The following is a 19,971-nucleotide window of genomic DNA, read 5'->3' as shown; positions in this document are numbered from 1 at the left end:
ATGACGTCAAGAATTCCATTTTATATCTCTATATTCCTGCTTATTGTGGCAGGTATAACACTGAGTATGTTCAGACATACGACCTACGGTGTACCTTGGACTCCAGGGGAAACCAGACAGGTTTGGGACGTTGAAGCTCGCATCGAGTTCAACGCAGTAGGCAAAGAAGCAAAAGTTTCCTTAGCGGCTCCTCATACTCAGTCTAACTACACACTTATCGGCGAATCGGCTTCATCGCCGGGTTACGGTATCTCTTACTTGAATACCGAATCAGGTCGCCGCGCAGAGTGGTCTATTCGATACGCAGATGGCCCTCAAACCATCTACTACAAAACACAATTCCTAGTCGACAACCAAGCAAAAGTTGATGCTATCGCACCAGAAGGTGAAGTCTCGCAACCAAGCTTCGACGGCCCTGAAGAAGCGGCTTCTCTTGCATTGATTGATAGAGCGACGAAACGTTCTGCAGACAATATCACTTTTACCCGTGAGCTCATCAAAACACTTAATGATCCAGACAGCCAAAACTCAGCGCTGATTCTGAACAACATGACCAAAGTGGAAGCGACACACAAGCTACTTTCAGCAGCAAACATCCACAATAAAGTCGTTGGCGTTATCGAGCTAGAAGATGGACGTCGTCGTCAATCTATTCAGCAAATGAACCAGATCTGGGATCACGACCAATGGGTTCTATTCTCTCCAGAATCAAGTGAACAACAAGTTCAGCCAAATCTGCTTATTTGGGATGAATCAAACGTTTCTCTACTGGATGTGGTTGGCGGTCAGAACAGTAAAGTTCACTTCTCTATGATTGCGCAGGAGGTTACTCCTACTGAAGCAACTAATAGCAAAGTCTCTGCTGATCAACTGTTAAACCTTTCAATTCACAGCCTACCGCTAGAAGAGCAAGCGATGTTCAAAACCATCATGCTGATTCCTATCGGTGCTCTGATTGTTGTATTCCTGCGTGTCATCATTGGTTTAAAAACGTCTGGTACCTTCATGCCAGTACTGATTGCAGTAGCCTTTGTACAAACACAATTGGTAACGGGCATTGTCGGCTTCCTACTGATTGTTGGTACGGGTCTTATTATTCGAAGCTACTTGTCCAAACTTAATTTGCTACTGGTCGCCAGGATATCCGCCGTAATCATCACGGTAATCATGATTATCTCTGTGTTTACTGTAGTCGCATTTAAAGTGGGTCTGACTGAAGGTCTATCGATTACGTTCTTCCCAATGATCATCCTATCTTGGACTATCGAACGTATGTCTATCCTATGGGAAGAAGAAGGCGCGAAAGAAGTAATGCTACAAGGTGGTGGTTCTCTATTCACTGCGGTTCTTGTTTACTTAGGCATGACTAACCCGTTCATTCAGCACTTAACGTTTAACTTTATTGGTTTACAGCTTGTTATTCTAGCGACCATCTTGCTACTAGGTAACTACACAGGCTACCGTCTAACTGAGCTTCGTCGCTTTAAACCGCTAGCGGAGGACTAAGTTATGTTTGATCAGTTTACTTCACCGTTTAGGTTGAAAGACAAAGGCATAATGGGAATGAACAAGCGTAACCATAGTTACATTGGTCGCTACAATGATCGTTCCAAGTATCCACTCGTTGATGACAAGCTTAAGACTAAGATCATCGCTGAACAGGCTGGCGCTACGGTGCCAAAGCTGATTGGCGTTATCGGTCACCAAGCTGAAGTAAAAACAATCCACAAGATGGTAAAAGAGTGGCCGGGTTTCGTAATCAAGCCAGCTCAAGGTAGTGGTGGTAAAGGCATCCTTGTTGTGACATCTCACAAGGATGGGGTTTATACCAAGCCATCAGGTTCGACTATCAATGAAGAAGACGTAGAGCGTCACATCAGTAACGCTCTTGCAGGCCTTTTCTCACTTGGTGGTAAGAACGATGTAGCGGTAGTTGAAAACCTCATTAAGTTTGATGAGTGTTTCGATGGCTTCAGTTACGAAGGTGTGCCAGATGTACGAATCATCGTATTCAAGGGCTACCCTGTTATGGCGATGATGCGCTTATCTACTTCAGCTTCAGACGGCAAGGCTAACTTGCACCAAGGGGCTGTAGGTGTAGGTATTTGTATTGCGACGGGTAAAGCCGTTCGTGCGGTTCAGTTTGACCACCCAGTCACTCACCACCCAGATACGGGTAAAGAGTTGGCGCTACTTCAAGTGCCGCATTGGGAAAAACTGCTAACACTGGCATCAAGCGCTTGGGAAATGACGGGGCTTGGCTACATGGGTACTGACATGGTTCTAGACCAAGAAGAAGGCCCAATGGTACTTGAGCTTAACGCACGTCCAGGTTTGGCTATCCAAATCGCGAACGGTGCTGGTCTGCTTCCTCGATTGCACCATATTGAGAACCTTGGTACGCCGGCTGAATACCCGAAACCTGCAGAGCGCGTGGCATACGCAGCTAAGCAATTCGGTGTTCACGGTAACGAGATTGTTCCGAACTGAGCTATTTGCTAACTAGGTCACTTGATACCTAATAGAGCTCAATAAATAAGCCGCATAACTCTGAGAGTTACGCGGCTTTTTAGTATCTGCCATTTGTTAACGAATTGGGCTAAGCCTCTGTCGCTTCAATTTCAGGCTCACGAATCGGATCAATGCGCACTGCCGCAACCTTAAACTCAGGGATCTTGGCATGCGGATCGGTCGCCGTTGTCGTCAAACGGTTCACAGGAGACTCCACGAAATGGAAGGGAATAAACACCACACCTTTCTGCATTCGCTTGGTTACAAAAGCCGCGATTTCAATTTCACCACGACGTGTTGAGACTTTAAGCATCTGACCATTCGAGATCCCTAACGCTTCAGCATCATGAACACTGACCATCGCACGTGGCCCAGCTAAGTTATCCAGCCCTTTAGTTTTACGCGTCATGGTTCCGGTATGGAACTGCTCTAGAATACGCCCAGTCGTTAATACTAACGGATACTCTTCATCCGGAAGCTCTGCTGCATATCGAAACGGAATCGCTTCCATCTGACCACGTCCACGAGTGAACTGAGTCTGGTGCATAATACGAGTGCCATCAGGATTGTTTTTATTGCTTGGCCATTGCACGCCATTAACCGTGATGTTTTCCCAACGTAAACCACCATATTGTGGCGTGACGCGAGCAATCTCATTGGTAATGTCCGCAACCGAATCGTAGCTCCAACCACCACCCATTGCATTCGCAAGTAACTGGATAATCACCCAATCCTCTTTCGCTTCACCTGGAGGTAATACCGCAGGGTTGATACGCTGAACGCGTCGCTCGGTATTGGTAAAGTGACCAGACTTCTCGGCGAACGAGCAAGACGGTAGAACCACATCGGCATACTGCGCCGTTTCGGTTAAGAAGATGTCTTGCACCACAAGGAAATCTAACGCTTCAAGCCCTTCAATCACGTGTGCTTGATTCGGATCGCTTAGTACAGGATTTTCACCCATCACATATAAACCACGCACATCTCGATTACACGCCCCATCAATAATCTCGGTCAGCGTTAACCCTGTTTCAGCAGGCAAATCAGCAACGCCCCACTCCATCGCAAACTTTTGACGAACCATTGGGTTGTACACTTTCTGATAACCCGGCAAGTTATTTGGCAACGCGCCCATGTCGCATGCACCTTGAACATTCGATTGGCCACGCAGCGGGTTGATACCCCCACCTTCAATACCGATGTTGCCACACAAGAGCTGCAGGTTAGCTATCGAACGAACGTTGTCGTGGCCAGTGGTGTGTTGCGTGATACCCATGGAGTAATACACCGCCGTGCGTTTTGCAGTACCGATCAAGCGCGCCATCGCGAAGATGTCTTCCGCTTTAACGCCAGTCACTAGTTCTACTTTGTCTAGCGAATAACTTGGCGACATCACCTCTTGCAGCAAGGTATCAAAGCCGTCCACACGATCTTCGATATACTCTTGGTCATACCAACCATGTTTGATGATCTGCTGCATCACACCATTTATCAGCATTACATCGGTACCCGGTCGGTGCGCTAAGTAAAGCTCAGCATGGTCAGCAATATCTATTCGTTTTGGATCGGCAACGATCAATCGCGCTCCACCATGTCTCACAGCTTGCTTGATATGCGAGCCAATAATTGGGTGTGCTGACGTGGTGTCGGAGCCAATAATAAAGATCACATCTGAGTGCTTGATGCTTGGAATATCATTGGTCATCGCCCCGCTACCTAGCGAAGCCTCTAAACCAGTAACAGTAGATGCGTGACAAAGGCGCGCACAGTGATCGACGTTATTGGTACCGAGTTCACGACGTATGAATTTTTGGAAGGCATAGTTATCTTCATTGGTGGTTTTCGCCGACGAGAACCCCGCTAAAGCGTTACTGCCAAAGCCTTGCTTAATCGCAGTAAACTTCTCGGCAATAAGCTTAACTGCCTCATCCCAACTTGCAGGTTGCAACCAGCCATCTTTACGAATTAATGGTGTGGTTAAACGCGCATCGCTGCCCACAAAATCGAAGCCAAATCGTCCCTTAACACACAACATGCCTTCATTAACCGGAGAGTCTCCGCCTTCGATATAGCGGATTTTGTTTTTCTGCTCATCGATATGCATGGTTAGCTTGCAGCCGACACCGCAATAGGTGCAGATGGTATCGACTTTCTTGAGTACGTCTGTGTCTCCCTGCTTTCTGTCGCGAGCATCCACCATTGCACCGGTTGGACACACCTGAATACACGATCCACATTGAACGCAGTTTGAGTCGCCCATTAAGGTCTTATCTGCCCCAAAGTTAGGGCGACATTCAGGTCTTGATGCAGGTTTGCCATCCGATTGATTCATGAAGCTTAGAACGCCATGAACATTCTGTTCTCGACATGCTTGGATACACTGGCCACAACTAATACAGCGGTTAGCGTCAAAGATAATGAACTCAGAACTGTCATCGACCGGAAATTTTTGTCTTGTTAACCCGACCTTCGCTTCTTCAGCACGAATCGCCTGCCAACTCTCATTCGAAGCCACATCGATTTTGTATTCAGGATGGGTTTGCGTTGCTTTGTATTCAGTCGAGTAGTCTCGTAGGTCGCAATCTGTATTAGCTTGGCAGCCACACTCTAAACATCTTGCAGCTTCAGCGATTGCATCGGCATTATCAAACCCTGTTTCTACTTCATCGAAGCTTTGTTCACGCTGTTCGGGCGTTAGCTCAGGCATGATCTTGCGCGCCATGCGTTGTATAGATTTGTATTGCTCAGGATCCACCGCTTTGAGCTGTTTGTGCTTTCTTGAGTTAAACGGTTTAGCCGGAATATTTTCCATATCACCATGGAAGAAGCGATCGATCGCTTGTGCAGCAATACGCCCATCCCCCACCGCTTCGACTGCAGTTGCAGGGCCGCGTCGGAAATCACCAATACTGAAAATATTTCCGGTTCCGGTATGCATGGTTTGTGGATCAGCATCTGCGGTATTCCAACGAGTAAGAGGAATATCAATTGCTTCATTGTCCATAAAACTCAGATCAGGCTTTTGTGACACGGCAGCAATAACCGTATCAAACGCTTCAACAAAGAACTCGCCCGTTGGTTTAGGGCTGCGACGACCTGAAGCATCAGCCGGACCCAAAGCCATACGCTCTAATCGTATTTCTGATACATGACCATTTTCATCGGCTATGTTTGCTGCCGGGTTGGTTAAGAAATGGAACTTCACACCTTCATGCTCAGCTTCTTCGATTTCGTAATCTTCTGCAGGCATCTCATCTCGAGTACGACGATAAATCAGCGTAGTATCCGCGCCATCACGCACCGCTGTTCGAGCGCAGTCAATCGCGGTATTACCGCCACCAATTACTGCGACCTTTTTACCTGTGACATACTGCTGATCGGTCACGTAATCTTTCAGATAATCGACACCCAAATAACAACCGCCGAGTTCACTACCCGGGTAATTCATTTCAACCGCTTGTGATGCGCCAACGGCTAAACAAACCGCATCAAAATCGTTACTTAAATCAGACAGTGTAAAATCAACACCGAGTTTTTTACCGCACTCAACCACCATTCCGTTGCGACACATCAACTCGATTTCTTTATCTAGAATCGACTTAGGTAAGCGATATTCAGGGATACCGTAACGCAGCCAACCACCCGCTTTGGGCATCGACTCATAGACACTGACTTCATAGCCTTCGTTAGATAGGTAATAACCCGCCGTAAGCCCACCGGGGCCACTACCAACAATAGCAATGCTCTTGCCTTTATTTGGTTTCTTCGCTGGCATGTAGCTCTCTTGAGCCGCTAGATCCGCATCGGCAGCGTGTCGTTTGAGTTGGCGAATCGCAATGGACTCATCGACCAAGTTACGACGACATTCGGTTTCACAGAAAGCAGGACACACACGACCAATTGAAAGCGGCATTGGCAATGTCTTTTTGATCACTTCAATCGCTTTAATGTGATCATTTTGAGCAATATGGTGCAGGTAAGATTGGATGTCGACCCCAGCAGGACAGGCTGTTTGGCATGGCGCCTCACAGTCAGCGTAGTGATCGGTCATGATGCGATTCAACGCTTCTTGTCGATGATTCGTTAACTGTTTTGACTGAGTGGTAATATTCAGCCCATTAGACACTTCAAGCTCACAAGAGCGAGTAACACCAACGCCATCAACTTCCACAACACACAAATCACACGGCACTTTATCCGCTGTTTTATTCAAACCACATAAAGATGGGATTTCCAAACCACATGTTTTTGCCGCTTCAAGAACGGTTTGTCCTTGCTCGACGATTCGATATTTCCCATCAATAACGATTTGAATCATACCTAAGTCCTACCTTTACCTTTCGCACACGCGAGTTATCAACAATTAAAATTTAAGTAATACAATATTATTAATATTATTAAATCTATGTCATTACCATACATTATTTGTGGTTTTGTGCGTGTGACCTCAAACAAGTTCCATTGATAATAACCACAAGGTATGAGTGGTCTTATCAGTATCGATAAAAGAATTAGGCGAGAGGAGTTCAGTTGAGGAAATTAGATTCAAGATACAAAAAAGCCCCTATTGATTAGGGGCTTTGTACAAATATCATTGAGTCGCTTTCGAGCTTATAACTCAGTTATCAAGCTTATTGCTCGGCTATCAAGGTTATTGCTCAGCTTCTTCAATAAGCTCTTGAACTGGGGATGCCGGTTTGTTTTGAGCAAAACCGCGCAGGCCAACAACATGTACGTGCTCGTGGTCTTTGAAGACCTTACGAACCAGTTTGTAGGTTGTACCTTTCTCTGGGCTAATGTTTTCAGGTGCTGCAATCAGAAGTTGCATACCCAAACGGTCACACAGTTCAAACAGCGTAGAGATCGACTTAGAATCCAAACGTGCTGCTTCATCAAGGAACAACAAACGACATGGAACGATGTCTTTACTGCGAAGTCGACGAGATTCCTCTTCCCAGCTCTGAATAACCATCAATAGGATTGACTGACCCGTACCGATCGCCTCACCCGTAGACAATGCGCCCGATTCAGCTTGTAACCAACCATCTGAACCACGGTTAACTTCAACACTCAGCTCTAGGTAGTTACGGTAATCCAGTAGCTCTTCACCAAGAACCTGTGGAGAACGTTGACCCATATCGATATGCGGGTTCACTCGTTGGAACAACTTCGCCATCGCTTCTGAGAAGGTAAAGCGCGTTGATTCAAACAAGTCTTTGTGTTGCTCTTGTTGAGTTGCTAGCCCTGATAGCAAGATCTCGTGGCTTTCACGGATCTTAACGTTCAGACGTACGCCTTTAACCTGACCAAAGTAAATGTTAGACAAACCTTGGTTCAGCATTCGAATACGGTTCTGCTCGCGCTGAATCGTTTTCTTGATGATGCTTGCTACGGACTCAGAGCTGATTGCCAGGCGATTTTCACGCTGCGTCAGTTCTTCTGTTAGTCGAGCTAGCTCCACTTCCATCTCTTCGATTGCTTCAACCGGATCATCCGTGTGAATAATATCTTGGCGAATACGCTCACGAAGGTGTTGGTAAACCGCAATGTAGAACAGAACTTTACGCTCTGGATGCGCGTTGTCTTCAGATAAACGCAGCGAATCACGCAGGTCGTCATTGTCGGCTACCGCCAGACGTAGCGCACCCAGTGATTTATCCGACATAGAGCGAAGCTCGCCTGCCGTTAGATAAGCCAGTTCACGTTTATGCAGACGACGTTCAACATCATTCTCACGCGCTAAACGAAGTACTGAACACCAACCCGCTTTCGCTGCAACAACGAAAGTACGAAGCTCGGTGTACTCTTTTTGAACTTTCTTAAGACGCTTAGCCAGTGCTTTCATCTCAAGTTCAGTTGACGTAATCGTACGCTCGTATTCACTCTTACGGCTGCGAGATGTGTGCAGACGCTCTTGAAGCTCGTCACGACGACGTACAGCACGCTCTTCAGCGCCTTCGTCAGCGTTTACGCCGAACTCTTGTAGCTCTTGTTTGAACTCTTGAACCGTTTCTTGCTTCGCTTGATGTGAGCTCTTCAGTGCCGCCAATACTTGGTTGTATTGGTTCATCTGTTCGCGAGCTTGCTTCAAGCCATCGCGGCCTTTGGTTCTTGCTTGTTCAGCTTGAACCAACTTCGCTTTCAGTTGCTCGCTCAGTTCACTGCTCTTATTAAGCAAATCAACAGAATCCGCGTAAGCAAAGTAATGACGACGCTCAATCAGATCAGACAGTGCGAACACTTTGCCTTTTAGCGTTTGTAGCGCGTTGTCTGCTTGACGGTACTCTGCTTCCAAAGCTTCGAATTGCTCTGGGTCAGCGTCTAGTGCAGATACGAACTGTTCTAGAGAAGTAAGCGCCTTGCCGTGCGTATTCAAGTAAGATTTCGCTTCACTTAAACGCTCTAGTTGCGCTTCTAATTCAGCTAAACGCTCAGCCAATGTTTCGTCTTCTAAAATACGAACCATTGGTGCTAATTTATCTAGCGCACCAAGTGCCTGCTTGCTTTGTAGAAGCTGACTGCGTTGCTGCTGCTCTTTAGAGTTAAGCTCAGCCAGAGAACGAACAATTTGATTACGCTTATCACGAATCGCAGCAAGTGCTTGCTCTGGGTCTGCGTTAAACGCAACGTGCAGGTGCTTCGCAACAAAGCTGTTGAATGCTTGGTATAGGCGATTCAGTTTTTGAGAGTCAAACGCTGCCTTCGCGTGGTTTTCAACCACAACGTCACGCTCTTCGCGCAATTTCTCTAGACGTTGTTCACGAGCCGCACGGCCAAACAGTGGGATCTCAGGGAAACGAGAGTAACGCATTTGGCGATCGTTCAGCTGAACACACACCGCGCCTTCAAGCTCATCGGCATTAAACGAGCTGTCATCAAACGCGTCTACATCGCCTTCTAGGATGTAAAGGTCTTCTGGACAATCATCAAGATCCACCAGCTTCTCTTTAATACCATCAAGATCCGAAACCACAATCGCGTGACGAGCTGGGCCGTACATCGCACTAAAGTACGGCGCATCACCAATCGTGATGTCATCGTAGATCTCAGAAAGCAGCACGCCACCCAGCGTATCCGCCAGGCCTTTCAGGCGAGGATCGTTAGAACCACCTGGCGAAGCTAAACGCTCAATCTCTTGCTCAAGTTCAGCTCGGCGCGTTGCCAACTGATCTTTTGCTACCGCTTGAGATTTCTCATCTTCAAGTACTTGCTGCATTTGAGTCATTACCGCTTGGCTATCTTCTAGCTCAGCGTCTGTTTGATCTCTTAAAGCTTCAAGTGCATCGTTTGCCGTGATCCACGCAGGAGCAATTGACTCAAGTTTTTGAATCTCTTGGTCGTGGTTTTGTTGTATACGACGTTGCTCGCTCTTCGCTTCACGCAGCTCTTCTTGAGCGTACTCAAGGGACTCGATCTGCATAGCATGACGTTCACGTTCTTCATCGAAAACCGCTTCATCAGTCAGTGAGATGTTGTGCTGTTTTTGGTATTCAGTCGCAAGCTCTTTTGCTTGACGCTGCTGAGCCACATCACGAGCCATGTCGCGGTGCTGAGCGCGCCACTGCTGTTCGTTCTCAACAACGTGTTTTGCGTTACGACCTTTTTCTAAAGCTTGCTTAGCGCTGCTAGACGCTTCTTTACGCTCAACGTCACCGATAATACTTTTAACAAGAGCGAGCGCTTTGTCGAACTGTGCAGAAGCAGCAGAAGACATGTCTAGTTTATGCTTCGTCGACAGTAGCGTTTGAGTGCTTGATTCTTCTTGTGCTTTTAGCTCTGAAACCAGAGTTAGTGCGCTTTCTGCCGTAATAGATTCATCACCAAGCAACTGCTTAGTTTTCTCTAATGCTTGAACCGCTTGCTGGTATTGAAGTGCACGCGTTTGCTGAACATCCAACGCTTGTTGGTAGTCAGCAAGCTGAGTTTTCAGGCTATCCACTTCTTCTTCAGTGATGGTTGCCTGCTCTTCAGCAAGAAGTACTCGCTCTTGAGCTTCTTCAACCACCATCATTTGCTCTTCTAGACGCTCGTTAAGCTCTTCTAGATCTTCGCTGTAGCGGGCAATTTTCTCTTGCTGACGAAGTGCAGTTTGAACTAATTGCAGATGATCCGAAGCCGCTTGGTAATCTTGCTCTAGTGCTGATTCTTGATCGACAAGTAACTCTAGTTCTTCTTGAACGCGGTTCAACAAGTTGTTTTGATCAAGCAAGGTTTCACGAGAACCAAACAGCTCACCACGGAACTTCATGGTTTGATCAAGCTTGTTGCGACGATCGTTAGCATGGCGCATGTAATCTGCTGCCACGTAGTTCGTAGATTCAGTGATCAAGTGCTTAAACAAATCACGATCCGACTGAGTCGTTTTGATCGCTTCTAGCGTCATACGGTTTTCGCGTAGTGCTGATTCCATGTCTTGGAACGCTTTCTTCACACCACCATTTTGCGGTAACAGGTAATCACGCAGAGAACGCGTAATCGCACTTGAGATACCACCGTAAAGTGATGCTTCAATTAGGCGGTAGAACTTAGAACGGTCGCTGCTGTTACGTAGTTTCTTCGGTACCACACCGTATTCAAACATTTGCGAGTGGTAATCAACAATCGAAGAGAAGGCCTTAAAATGCGAGCCTTCGTATTGTGCAACCGCCGCTTTCACGTCGTTCAACTGACATACGCGAGCGTGGCTGTCTGAAACGTTCTGAATCAACACATCCGTTGGTTTCACATGGCTTGGAAGGCCTTGGATAACGAACGGTTTAATGTCGACTTTCTTATCACGACCCGCGACTTGCTGCAGTTTTACTGCAAACAATAGACGCTGATTACGAGAATTCACAACATCTAGTGCGGCATAACATGCGCCTGGCTGAAGCTTACCGTAAAGGCCTTTATCACGAGATGACTGTGAGCTACCCGCTTCCGTTGTGTTACGGAAATGCAGAAGGCTTTGGTCAGGGATCAGTGCTGTGATGAATGCCGCCATTGTGGTCGACTTACCCGCACCGTTACCGCCAGAAAGCGTTGTAACCAATCCATCAATATCAAAAGTACGCGCAAAGAAGCCGTTCCAGTTGACCATGGTTAATGATTGATACTTACCTCTTTCAATCATGCTTCACCTTCTACTTTTGTTTGTTCGCCATCGTTTGACTCAAGGTCAAAGCCGGCTTGATCGTTAAAAATGTCTTGTTGACCGTTTTCGTCTACGTCTGCATCTACTTCTGATGTGGCTTCCGCTTGTTCTTCATTCAACAAGCTACCTTGGTTAGGCTCTTGGGTATGCACCACAGCTTCACCATCACGGATAAGACGTAACTGCGCTTCTTTCATATCATCGCCAACACGAACGTCAGCGCCAAAACGGAATACCGCTTCGCTGATACGGAACTTGCCGGTTTCACCAATCGCAATCAACATACCGATACGGCGTAAGCGACGTAGAGAAGTACGTACTTTTTCGAACAGCTTTTCTTTATCTAGGTCAGAACCAGACGCACGGTTGGTTGCTAGCTTCATGAGTTTTTTCTCATCCGCTAACGACATCAACTCATCAAACAGTTCTTGGTTGGTGAAGATACCTTCATGAGCAAGACGTTCTGGGCTTAGGTATAAGAAACACAACACCTTTCCAACCAACATGTCGAGCTCAGACAACACACTACGACCAATCAGAGACGTAGAACGCGGACGCAGGTAATAGAAACCTTCCGGCGCTTTTACCAATTCCGTATTGTAGCGTTGATAGAAATGCTGGAGCTCAACTTCAAAATCAGACAGCAACGCGTGGTTATCTAGGTCTTCTGTTGAAACATGCTTACCTGAACGCAGCATGCTATCTAGCGCAGGGAACAGTGGGTTCGCTATCGCTTTTACCAGTTTCTCTGGCATGTAATCATCAGTACTTGTTAATGACATTTGCTTGTACCTTTGCACCGAAATCGTTAATTGCCTGCCAATCTGGCTGAATAGCCTGATAGTCAGACTCTGAGTAACCTAAGCGCACGGCTTGGTCGACAACAATTCTGGCTAAATCAAAATGGTGTGTGCGAGGGTGTGCAGCGAGGTAATCGCGTAACACAAGGCCAAGATCAATTGGCGCGCCTTGCTGTTTGTGAGCTTTTAACATCTCTGCAATTCGATCTGAAAGCAGGTCATTTACTTGCTCAAATTCTTCGTACTCTACGTCGATTGGTGCTTGTCCCATCACTTCGTCATCACGAAGCACGAGCGCTTCATCACGAAGATCCGTCAGCTTCTCAGCATCGGCGTAGGTCAATAACCAAGGCGCATCAAAGTAGTCAGTGACTGACTGACGCAAGCGCTGGCTAAAGGCGCGGTTTTTATCCATATCAATCGCGGTACGGATGAACTTGTGAACATGGCGGTCGTAGCCGATCCATAAATCGATGGCTTGTTGGCCCCAACTGGTGATTCGGTCTAGCTTCATCTGCAAGCCGAACAGGGTTTCGCCAACGAACTCGAGTTCATCGTCACCGTAAACAATTTCTTGAATATCGAGGATCTGTGTTTGCAGTTCATCCCCCGCCGCTTGCAAGGTGTCTTGCAATTCTTTTAGTGTGGACGAGGTTTCTGAAAGCAAGGTTTCACAGTTGTTAATCGCCTCTCGCCAATCCTTGTTTAAAAGGTCGGCAATTTGCTGTTTAACGGTTTGCTGCTGCTCATCCATAACACGTTGGTTAAGATCAATCTGATCGAAAATTTCACCAACAGAATACTTGAGCACGCCGTAAACATTCTTTCTCCAATGTCCTGGAGTTCCGCCTTTTTGTGCTGCTTCAATGGCTTTTGCCATCTCGTCCGCAACCATAGAAAGCTGGATAGACAGTTTTAACTTAGAGAACTGACGGTGGCGTAAGTAATAATCTGAAATACCAATCGCCAATGGTGATAAGCGATAAATACTCGCACCATCGGTGATTTCGCTGGTAAAGCGGCTAATCAACTTCTGTTTAACTAACTCGTTGATGGCATTGTTGGCACGAAACGCGGACGCTTCGCCAGTATCTTCAAACAGTCGAGTGACGATGGTAAATGCATCGTGCAGTTCACCCTCGCCCAACTCTTCATCGAACCTTTCATTGCTTAGTACTGCGATAGCAATCAAAAATGCTAAGCGCTCTGGTGGCAAGTTTAATGAAAAATCATGCTGCTTGACCCAGCCCACCAACTCATCAATTGGCTGCTCTTCGGCAGTTTGAGTCATTTCACTCATTGTGGTTCCTGTTACTGTTCTTCGTCATATCGAATGTATTAGATATGACGCCTATTTCTTTATGACGCGGGCTTGTTACGATTGCATAGCGCATGTTGTGGCTTCTTTTACCACATTCACCGCTGTTATTGCGCAGGTTTTTGAGCCCAAACGTGAATATAACGGCCTAGTGACAGATATGGCTCTTGGCGACATAGCTGTTTTTCCAGTTCCAATACATCTTCAAATTGGTAATCGCCCATGTACTCCATATTACCTATGTAGTCACTGAAAGAGCGAATGCCTGATTTACCACAGATTTCTAGACCAGCGTCTTCTATCCATTGATAAACCTCTTCCGGCTTCAAGCCTTTTTGTGGTTGCAGCTTAAACCGTTTTCGATGTGGCATCCCATTCAATACATGAGGAATGTTGCCACAAATCACATTTTTCAGGACTAATCCGTGGTGGTTGTAAAACATTATCGAGGCAACGCCACCCGGTTTAACTTGTTCAAGCAATAAATCAAGCGCCTCTTTAGGATCGGCTAACCATTCCATTACGGCATGAAACATCACAAAATCGACTTTCTCATCTAGATGTTCTGCGACTTTTTGTACTGGTGAATGAATAAATCGATATTGCTCTAGCAAACCCGCTTCGCTGATACTTTCTTCTGCGAGCTTCAGCATTTCAGAAGAGAGATCACACAGAGAAACGTTATGCCCAAGCGACGCAATTTTTTGCGACATCTGTGCAAGGCCGCCTCCAGCATCAAGCACATGCAGCGGAGAAGCTGATTGCTCAAACTTGCTCAAAGCTTGTTCTAAATCTTCCCATACGATGATCTGACGGATCTCTCCTTTGTCAGAGCCGTAAATATTTTTTGCAAATTTGTGGGCAATATCGTCGAAATTACGGTCTTCAGTCACGGCTACTTGAGTTATTATGTCCTATCGTGCCTGCTATTCTGTCACAGGAATTTCAGGAATAAAGAGGCGATGTCTCTTTTTACTACTAAGTGATGTTTTTTCGGACTATTCGGATATGTTTGAGCTGAAAAAAGTAGTGTCTTCGCTATTGATGCCACTGCCAGCAATGTTAATTCTCGCTTTTCTGGGTTTAGCCCTAGTGATGTTTACTACCAAAAGGAAGACGGGTTGCTTAATCACCCTTTCAGCCCTATGTGGTATTTTCCTAATCGCTTTCCAACCAGTTTCTAGTCAACTTTTAATGCCAATGGAAAGGCAACACACCGCTTTTTTACCTGTCGATGAAACCGTCGATTACGTAATGGTTCTCGGAAGTGGTCACGTCGTAGACGACCAAATTCCACCGACATCAGAACTTAGCCGCACCGGCCTGATGCGTTTAAGTGAAGGGATTCGTATTCTACGCCTTTACCCTGGTGCAAAACTCATTTTGTCTGGCTATGGCGCAGGCACTGAAGTCAGTAACGCAAGAATGATGGCTAAAGTTGCATTAGCACTTGGCGTAGCAAAGCCCGACATCATTCTGCTTGAAACCGCAAAAGACACCTGGGAAGAAGCTCGCCAAGCCGCTGCGTTCGTTAAGAATAAAAAAATGGTTCTGGTGACTTCAGCGAGCCATATGACTCGTGCACTCAATGAATTCCATGCAGCTGGTATGAAACCACTGCCTGCACCAACCAACTACCTTGCACAAGAAGGCGTTGTTGAGCCTTGGAATAAGTACATGCCAAAAGCTCTCTACCTTGAGCAGACTGAGCGTTACTGGCACGAAACCATGGGATTAGTTTGGCAAGATTTACGTGATTGGCTTGATACAAGCAATGACATTGTTGAAGAGCCGGTGATTCCAGAAGCTTCCAGCTTAGTTGAAGATGACGGTGAAGTTTCTGCGGCTCAGCCTCAGTAAGCCAATTGAATCTTTAAACTCATACTGAGCAGACTGAGTCGGCAAGTATTTTTAGGTTCTCTGTTCGTTAACAATGAAAGCTAAGCAATAAAAAAGCCGAGACATCAATGGTGTCTCGGCTTTTTACGTTTAAATGTCGTTGTTGATTAATCACTTCCGAAGGAAATCAATCACCAGCGAACATGTAACCTTCACCGTGAACCGTCACAAAAATTTGTGGGTTCTTAGGATCAAACTCCATTTTTGCACGCATACGACGAATCAATACGTCGATAGTACGGTCATTAGGCGCGTCCACTCGGTGGCTAATCATATTCAAAATACGTTCGCGGCTTAATACTTGGTTAGGGTAAGAAGACAATGCCACTAGCAGTTCGTATTCTGCTTTGGTCAATTTCACCGGTTCGCCGTTTTTGCTTAACGCACGACGAGGGATATCAAATGTCCACTCACCAAAACGAACCACAGACTCATCTGATATTTCTTCGACTGCGCCCGCTGCTGTTTTATGAGCAGCAGAAATACGCCAAAGTAGGTTTTTAACTCGAACTAATAACTCGCGAAGTTCGAAGGGTTTAGTAACGTAATCGTCAGCGCCCATTTCAAGGCCAACGATTTTGTCGATGCTATCCGTGCGTCCAGTAACTAAAATAATTCCAATGTCTGATTGACTGCGTAATTCGCGAGTTAGCATCAATCCATCTTCGCCTGGTAAGTTGATGTCCAGCATAATGAGGTCAACGTTGTTTTCTTCTAACACGTTTCTCATTTGAGCGCCGCTTTCTGCTTCGCTCACTGTGTAACCCTCGTTCTGGAAGTATCCAACCAGTTTACTGCGGGTTACCACATCATCTTCTACGACTAATACGTGATAGCTCATCTACACCACTTTTCTTATTTAATAGTTTCAGTGACTATTCTATTCATAACTAGTAACAATTCTAGTGGTACAGAAGATAAAAGCCAGAAACATGGATTTTTTTTGATACAAGACAATCTTAAACCTTGCTATTTATCGTCCATCGCAATTCAATATAGGCATTACTACTAACGAGTAACTTTGCGTTTCGCAAATAACCTTGTTATTCAGCCTTGGTGTGCTTATGCCCAAGTGACTTCAAGATGCATATAAGCAACATCACAAGACTAAGTCAGGATCTAACAAATGAAAGATACGAAAGCGTTCAACGAGCAAAGAGCAGAAATATACTGGTGGCTATCAAGCTTATTTGCCAAAGAGCTCACTCAAGAAGAACTCGATCACTACCACTCTGTTGAAATTCGTTCTTTCCTAACTGGTTTAGGCGAAAATGAGACACTAAAGCCAGCGATTGATAAGTTAGTGGATGCGCTGAACCGCCTACAAACTCGTGAAGATGCTCAGCTAGAACTGTCTGCAGACTTTTGCGATCTTTTCTTAAAGACAGATAAGCACGGCGCTCTTCCTTACGCTTCAATGTATATCGGCGAAACTGGCCTTTTGAATGATAAGCCAGCAAAAGATATGGAAGAGATCATGGCTAAGCACAACTTAGTTGTGAACCAAGATCTAAAAGAGCCAGCAGACCACATTGCTATCGAACTCGATTTCCTTGGTAACTTGATCATTCGTTCAAACGAAACGAATATTGAAGAAGAACTAGAGAATTCATTTGCCGCTCAACAGCAGTTTATCGAACAACAACTGCTGACTTGGTTACCAAAGTTCAACGTGAAATGTCATGACGTTGATGAATTCGGTTTCTACGCCTCCGTCTCATCGTTGCTACTCGCATTCTGTCAATTAGACACTCAATATTTAGCTGGTGAATAGCTTATTGGATGACTCGTTAAATAAATTCAGAAGAATGTGACAATTCACCCGGATTTCCGGGTGAATTTTATTGCGAGTAATTTCTAGTCAGTCTAAAATTGTGACCGCAAACGATAAAATATGAAACATTCACGAAATGCTATGCTTATTATAGTTTTGAGCATTTCGGTGTTAAGACAAGCCGCTCAATAGCGGTTTTTTTGTTTTTTAGCACTTTTAGTACCCAAAGAGCCCTACAAATTTAAGCTCTTAGTTAGGTAGCTTAACGGCTACTTTATTCCGTACTTTGGGAAAGTAGCTTCTAATAGGATAAAACCATGGCCACTATAAAAGATGTCGCTCGCTTAGCCGGCGTATCAACAACAACCGTTTCTCACGTAATCAATAAAACTCGCTTTGTTGCAGAAGCAACGCAAGAAAAAGTAAACAAAGCCGTAGATGAACTGAACTATGCACCAAGTGCTGTTGCTCGTAGCTTGAAGTGTAATACAACACGCACCATCGGCATGCTAGTGACTCAATCAACTAATCTATTCTTCTCTGAAGTTATCGATGGTGTTGAGAGCTACTGCTACCGTCAAGGTTACACTTTGATCCTGTGTAATACGGGCGGTATCTATGAGAAGCAACGTGACTACATTCGAATGCTTGCAGAGAAACGTGTAGATGGCATCTTAGTTATGTGTTCTGACCTAACTGAAGAACTAAGAGAGATGTTAGACCGTCACGCTGACATCCCTAAAGTTATTATGGACTGGGGCCCAGAGAGTTCTCAAGCTGATAAGATCATCGATAACTCTGAAGAAGGTGGCTACCTAGCGACCAAATACCTTATTGAACGCGGTCACTCTAAGATTGCATGTTTAAGTGGCCACTTAGACAAAGCAGCATGTGTTGAACGTATTGCCGGTTACAAGCGCGCACTTAACGAAGCTAAAATTTCTGCCGATGACAATATGATCATCGAAGGCAACTTCGAGTGTGATACGGCTGTTCTTGCTGCAGAACAAATCGTTGAGATGGAAGATCGTCCAACGGCGGTATTCTGCTTTAACGACACAATGGCACTCGGCTTAATGAGCCGACTGCAAGAAAAAGGCATCCGCATTCCTGAAGATATCTCAGTGATCGGTTACGACAACATCGAACTCGCTGAATACTTCTCTCCGCCGTTAACGACAGTTCACCAACCAAAACGTCGTGTTGGTAAGAATGCATTCGAAATTCTATTGGAGCGCATCAAAGACAAAGACCACGAAAAACGCGTCTTCGAAATGCACCCTGAAATTGTTGAACGAAGTACAGTTAAGACGTTAAATTAATTGATAATTCGAGTTTGATTTCATCAAGCGCACCTTTAGGTGCGCTTTTTTTATCAGCAACTACAATGAACCCTTATGCATAAATGAAAGATCATTAATTGAAGCAGTATCACATTTTGAAATATCAAGTGTGAGCTTCATTCAACAAAAACTTTATTCTATTCAATCAGTCACGCACAGGGCAAACCACTCGAAAGAGTGAGACGCAAAGCTTCCGGCCTAAACCACTCGTTGGTATGGTAGCGGGGTTACCGATGGCAAAATGCAGTAACTACTAATAATTTAGTAATTTACGGCTTATTGACAATTTAATTGCAACATTTTGCTAATCTCTCGGACCTGCTTATTTGGTGGCGTAGTTCAAATACACCGAGATAAATAACATGGATAAACCGATACTAAAGGACTCGATGAAGTTATTTGAGTCCCTAGGAAAAATAAAATCACGCTCAATGTTTGGTGGCTTCGGTCTTTTTGCTGATGACACTATGTTTGCTCTGGTTGTAAATGACCAGTTGCACATACGCGCAGACAAAGGCACAACTAAACAATTCGAACAACAAGGGTTTCAACCGTACGTCTACAAAAAACGTGGTTTCCCAGTCGTTACTAAATATTTCGCTTTACCTGAAGGCCTCTGGCAAGACCAAGAGAAAATCTTGCAGCTTGCAACCACGTCTCTAGGTTTTGCTAAAGAAGAAAAAGCTGAGCAGTCTTCTGCTAAGCCGACCCGACTCAAAGATCTGCCTAATCTTCGACTCGCTACCGAGCGTATGTTGAAAAAGGCAGGGATCGATTCTGTAGAACGTTTATATGAATCTGGCTCTGTAAACGCATTTAACGCCATCAAAGAATCGCATGCGTCTTCTGTCAGTATTGAACTACTTTGGGCGCTAGAAGGCGCGATTAATGGTACACATTGGTCTGTTATACCGCAGCAGCGTCGCGAAGAGCTTATCAATCGCGTCAATTAACATTGTCAGTGCAATCTATATACATAACTAAGCCGCATTTACTGCGGCTTTTTTTATATCTGGTGAAAGTTAATCTATGCTTTGCCTGTCTATCTATACTATCGGTATGCATTGAAAATTTAGAGGAAGTATCAATGAGTAAGAAAATGATATTGGGTATTGTGTTGGTCGTAACCATCGTCTTGTTAGGCATCAATTTCGGCCAATACTTAACGCTTGAAAATGCTAAGGCCCAACAAG

General features: G+C 45.3%; 12 protein-coding genes and 1 riboswitch. Of the genes, 6 read left to right on the top strand and 6 right to left on the bottom strand.

From position 1 onward, the window contains the following. Together A136_RS17690 and A136_RS17685 are read left to right on the top strand one after the other, a co-directional pair. Window positions 1-1,506, top strand: coding sequence for an inactive transglutaminase family protein (locus A136_RS17690; protein WP_029235139.1), 1,506 nt, complete (start codon window positions 1-3; stop codon window positions 1,504-1,506). A gap of 3 nt (window positions 1,507-1,509) precedes the next feature. After that, the gene (locus A136_RS17685; protein ID WP_026084277.1) at window positions 1,510-2,490 is read left to right on the top strand and encodes an alpha-L-glutamate ligase-like protein; all 981 of its coding nucleotides are present in this window, start codon (window positions 1,510-1,512) and stop codon (window positions 2,488-2,490) included. Window positions 2,491-2,599: 109 nt separating this feature from the next. Here the strand turns inward: A136_RS17685 and fdhF are convergent, their stop codons facing one another. The 5 genes from fdhF to cmoM form a co-directional block, all read right to left on the bottom strand. Further along, window positions 2,600-6,829, bottom strand: a complete 4,230-nt coding sequence (gene fdhF, locus A136_RS17680) for a formate dehydrogenase subunit alpha (RefSeq protein WP_017063512.1) — start codon at window positions 6,827-6,829, stop codon at window positions 2,600-2,602. Between the two features lie 333 nt (window positions 6,830-7,162). Continuing rightward, a complete protein-coding gene (gene mukB, locus A136_RS17675) occupies window positions 7,163-11,623 on the bottom strand; it encodes a chromosome partition protein MukB (RefSeq protein WP_017063511.1) in 4,461 nt (1,486 codons plus the stop codon). Further along, window positions 11,620-12,426 (bottom strand): chromosome partition protein MukE, encoded by an 807-nt coding sequence (gene mukE / locus A136_RS17670; protein WP_017063510.1) that lies wholly within the window; start codon window positions 12,424-12,426, stop codon window positions 11,620-11,622. Before mukE ends, mukB begins: the two co-directional genes overlap by 4 nt. Beyond that, window positions 12,407-13,744 (bottom strand): chromosome partition protein MukF, encoded by a 1,338-nt coding sequence (gene mukF, locus A136_RS17665; protein ID WP_017055049.1) that lies wholly within the window; start codon window positions 13,742-13,744, stop codon window positions 12,407-12,409. The genes mukE and mukF overlap by 20 nt, the downstream gene beginning before the upstream one ends. Window positions 13,745-13,869: 125 nt before the next feature. Beyond that, on the bottom strand, window positions 13,870-14,655 hold the full coding sequence (gene cmoM, locus A136_RS17660) for a tRNA uridine 5-oxyacetic acid(34) methyltransferase CmoM (protein WP_017063509.1): 786 nt from the start codon (window positions 14,653-14,655) through the stop codon (window positions 13,870-13,872). Window positions 14,656-14,770: 115 nt separating this feature from the next. On the opposite strand from cmoM, the gene elyC reads away from it, so the two are divergent. Further along, window positions 14,771-15,622, top strand: a complete 852-nt coding sequence (gene elyC, locus A136_RS17655) for an envelope biogenesis factor ElyC (protein WP_017062093.1) — start codon at window positions 14,771-14,773, stop codon at window positions 15,620-15,622. A gap of 166 nt (window positions 15,623-15,788) precedes the next feature. Here elyC and torR read toward each other — a convergent pair whose 3' ends face one another. Further along, on the bottom strand, window positions 15,789-16,502 hold the full coding sequence (gene torR, locus A136_RS17650) for a two-component system response regulator TorR (RefSeq protein ID WP_017063508.1): 714 nt from the start codon (window positions 16,500-16,502) through the stop codon (window positions 15,789-15,791). Between the two features lie 285 nt (window positions 16,503-16,787). Here torR and torD point away from each other — a divergent pair, with 285 nt between their 5' ends. The 3 genes from torD to A136_RS17635 all read left to right on the top strand — a co-directional run bounded on the left by torD (window position 16,788) and on the right by A136_RS17635 (window position 19,731). Continuing rightward, window positions 16,788-17,435, top strand: coding sequence for a molecular chaperone TorD (gene torD / locus A136_RS17645; RefSeq protein ID WP_017062095.1), 648 nt, complete (start codon window positions 16,788-16,790; stop codon window positions 17,433-17,435). 317 nt (window positions 17,436-17,752) lie between these two features. Continuing rightward, window positions 17,753-18,757 (top strand): HTH-type transcriptional repressor PurR, encoded by a 1,005-nt coding sequence (purR, locus tag A136_RS17640; protein WP_017063507.1) that lies wholly within the window; start codon window positions 17,753-17,755, stop codon window positions 18,755-18,757. A gap of 170 nt (window positions 18,758-18,927) precedes the next feature. Next, window positions 18,928-19,013: riboswitch (cyclic di-GMP riboswitch) on the top strand. A gap of 127 nt (window positions 19,014-19,140) precedes the next feature. After that, a complete protein-coding gene (locus tag A136_RS17635; protein WP_019820997.1) occupies window positions 19,141-19,731 on the top strand; it encodes a TfoX/Sxy family DNA transformation protein in 591 nt (196 codons plus the stop codon). Window positions 19,732-19,971: the final 240 nt, after the last annotated feature.

Source organism: Vibrio crassostreae 9ZC13 (assembly GCF_000272045.2).
Lineage (GTDB): Bacteria > Pseudomonadota > Gammaproteobacteria > Enterobacterales > Vibrionaceae > Vibrio > Vibrio crassostreae_C.
The sequence above is the reverse complement of the archived record's forward strand: the minus strand, read 5'-3'. Positions and strand labels throughout refer to the sequence as shown.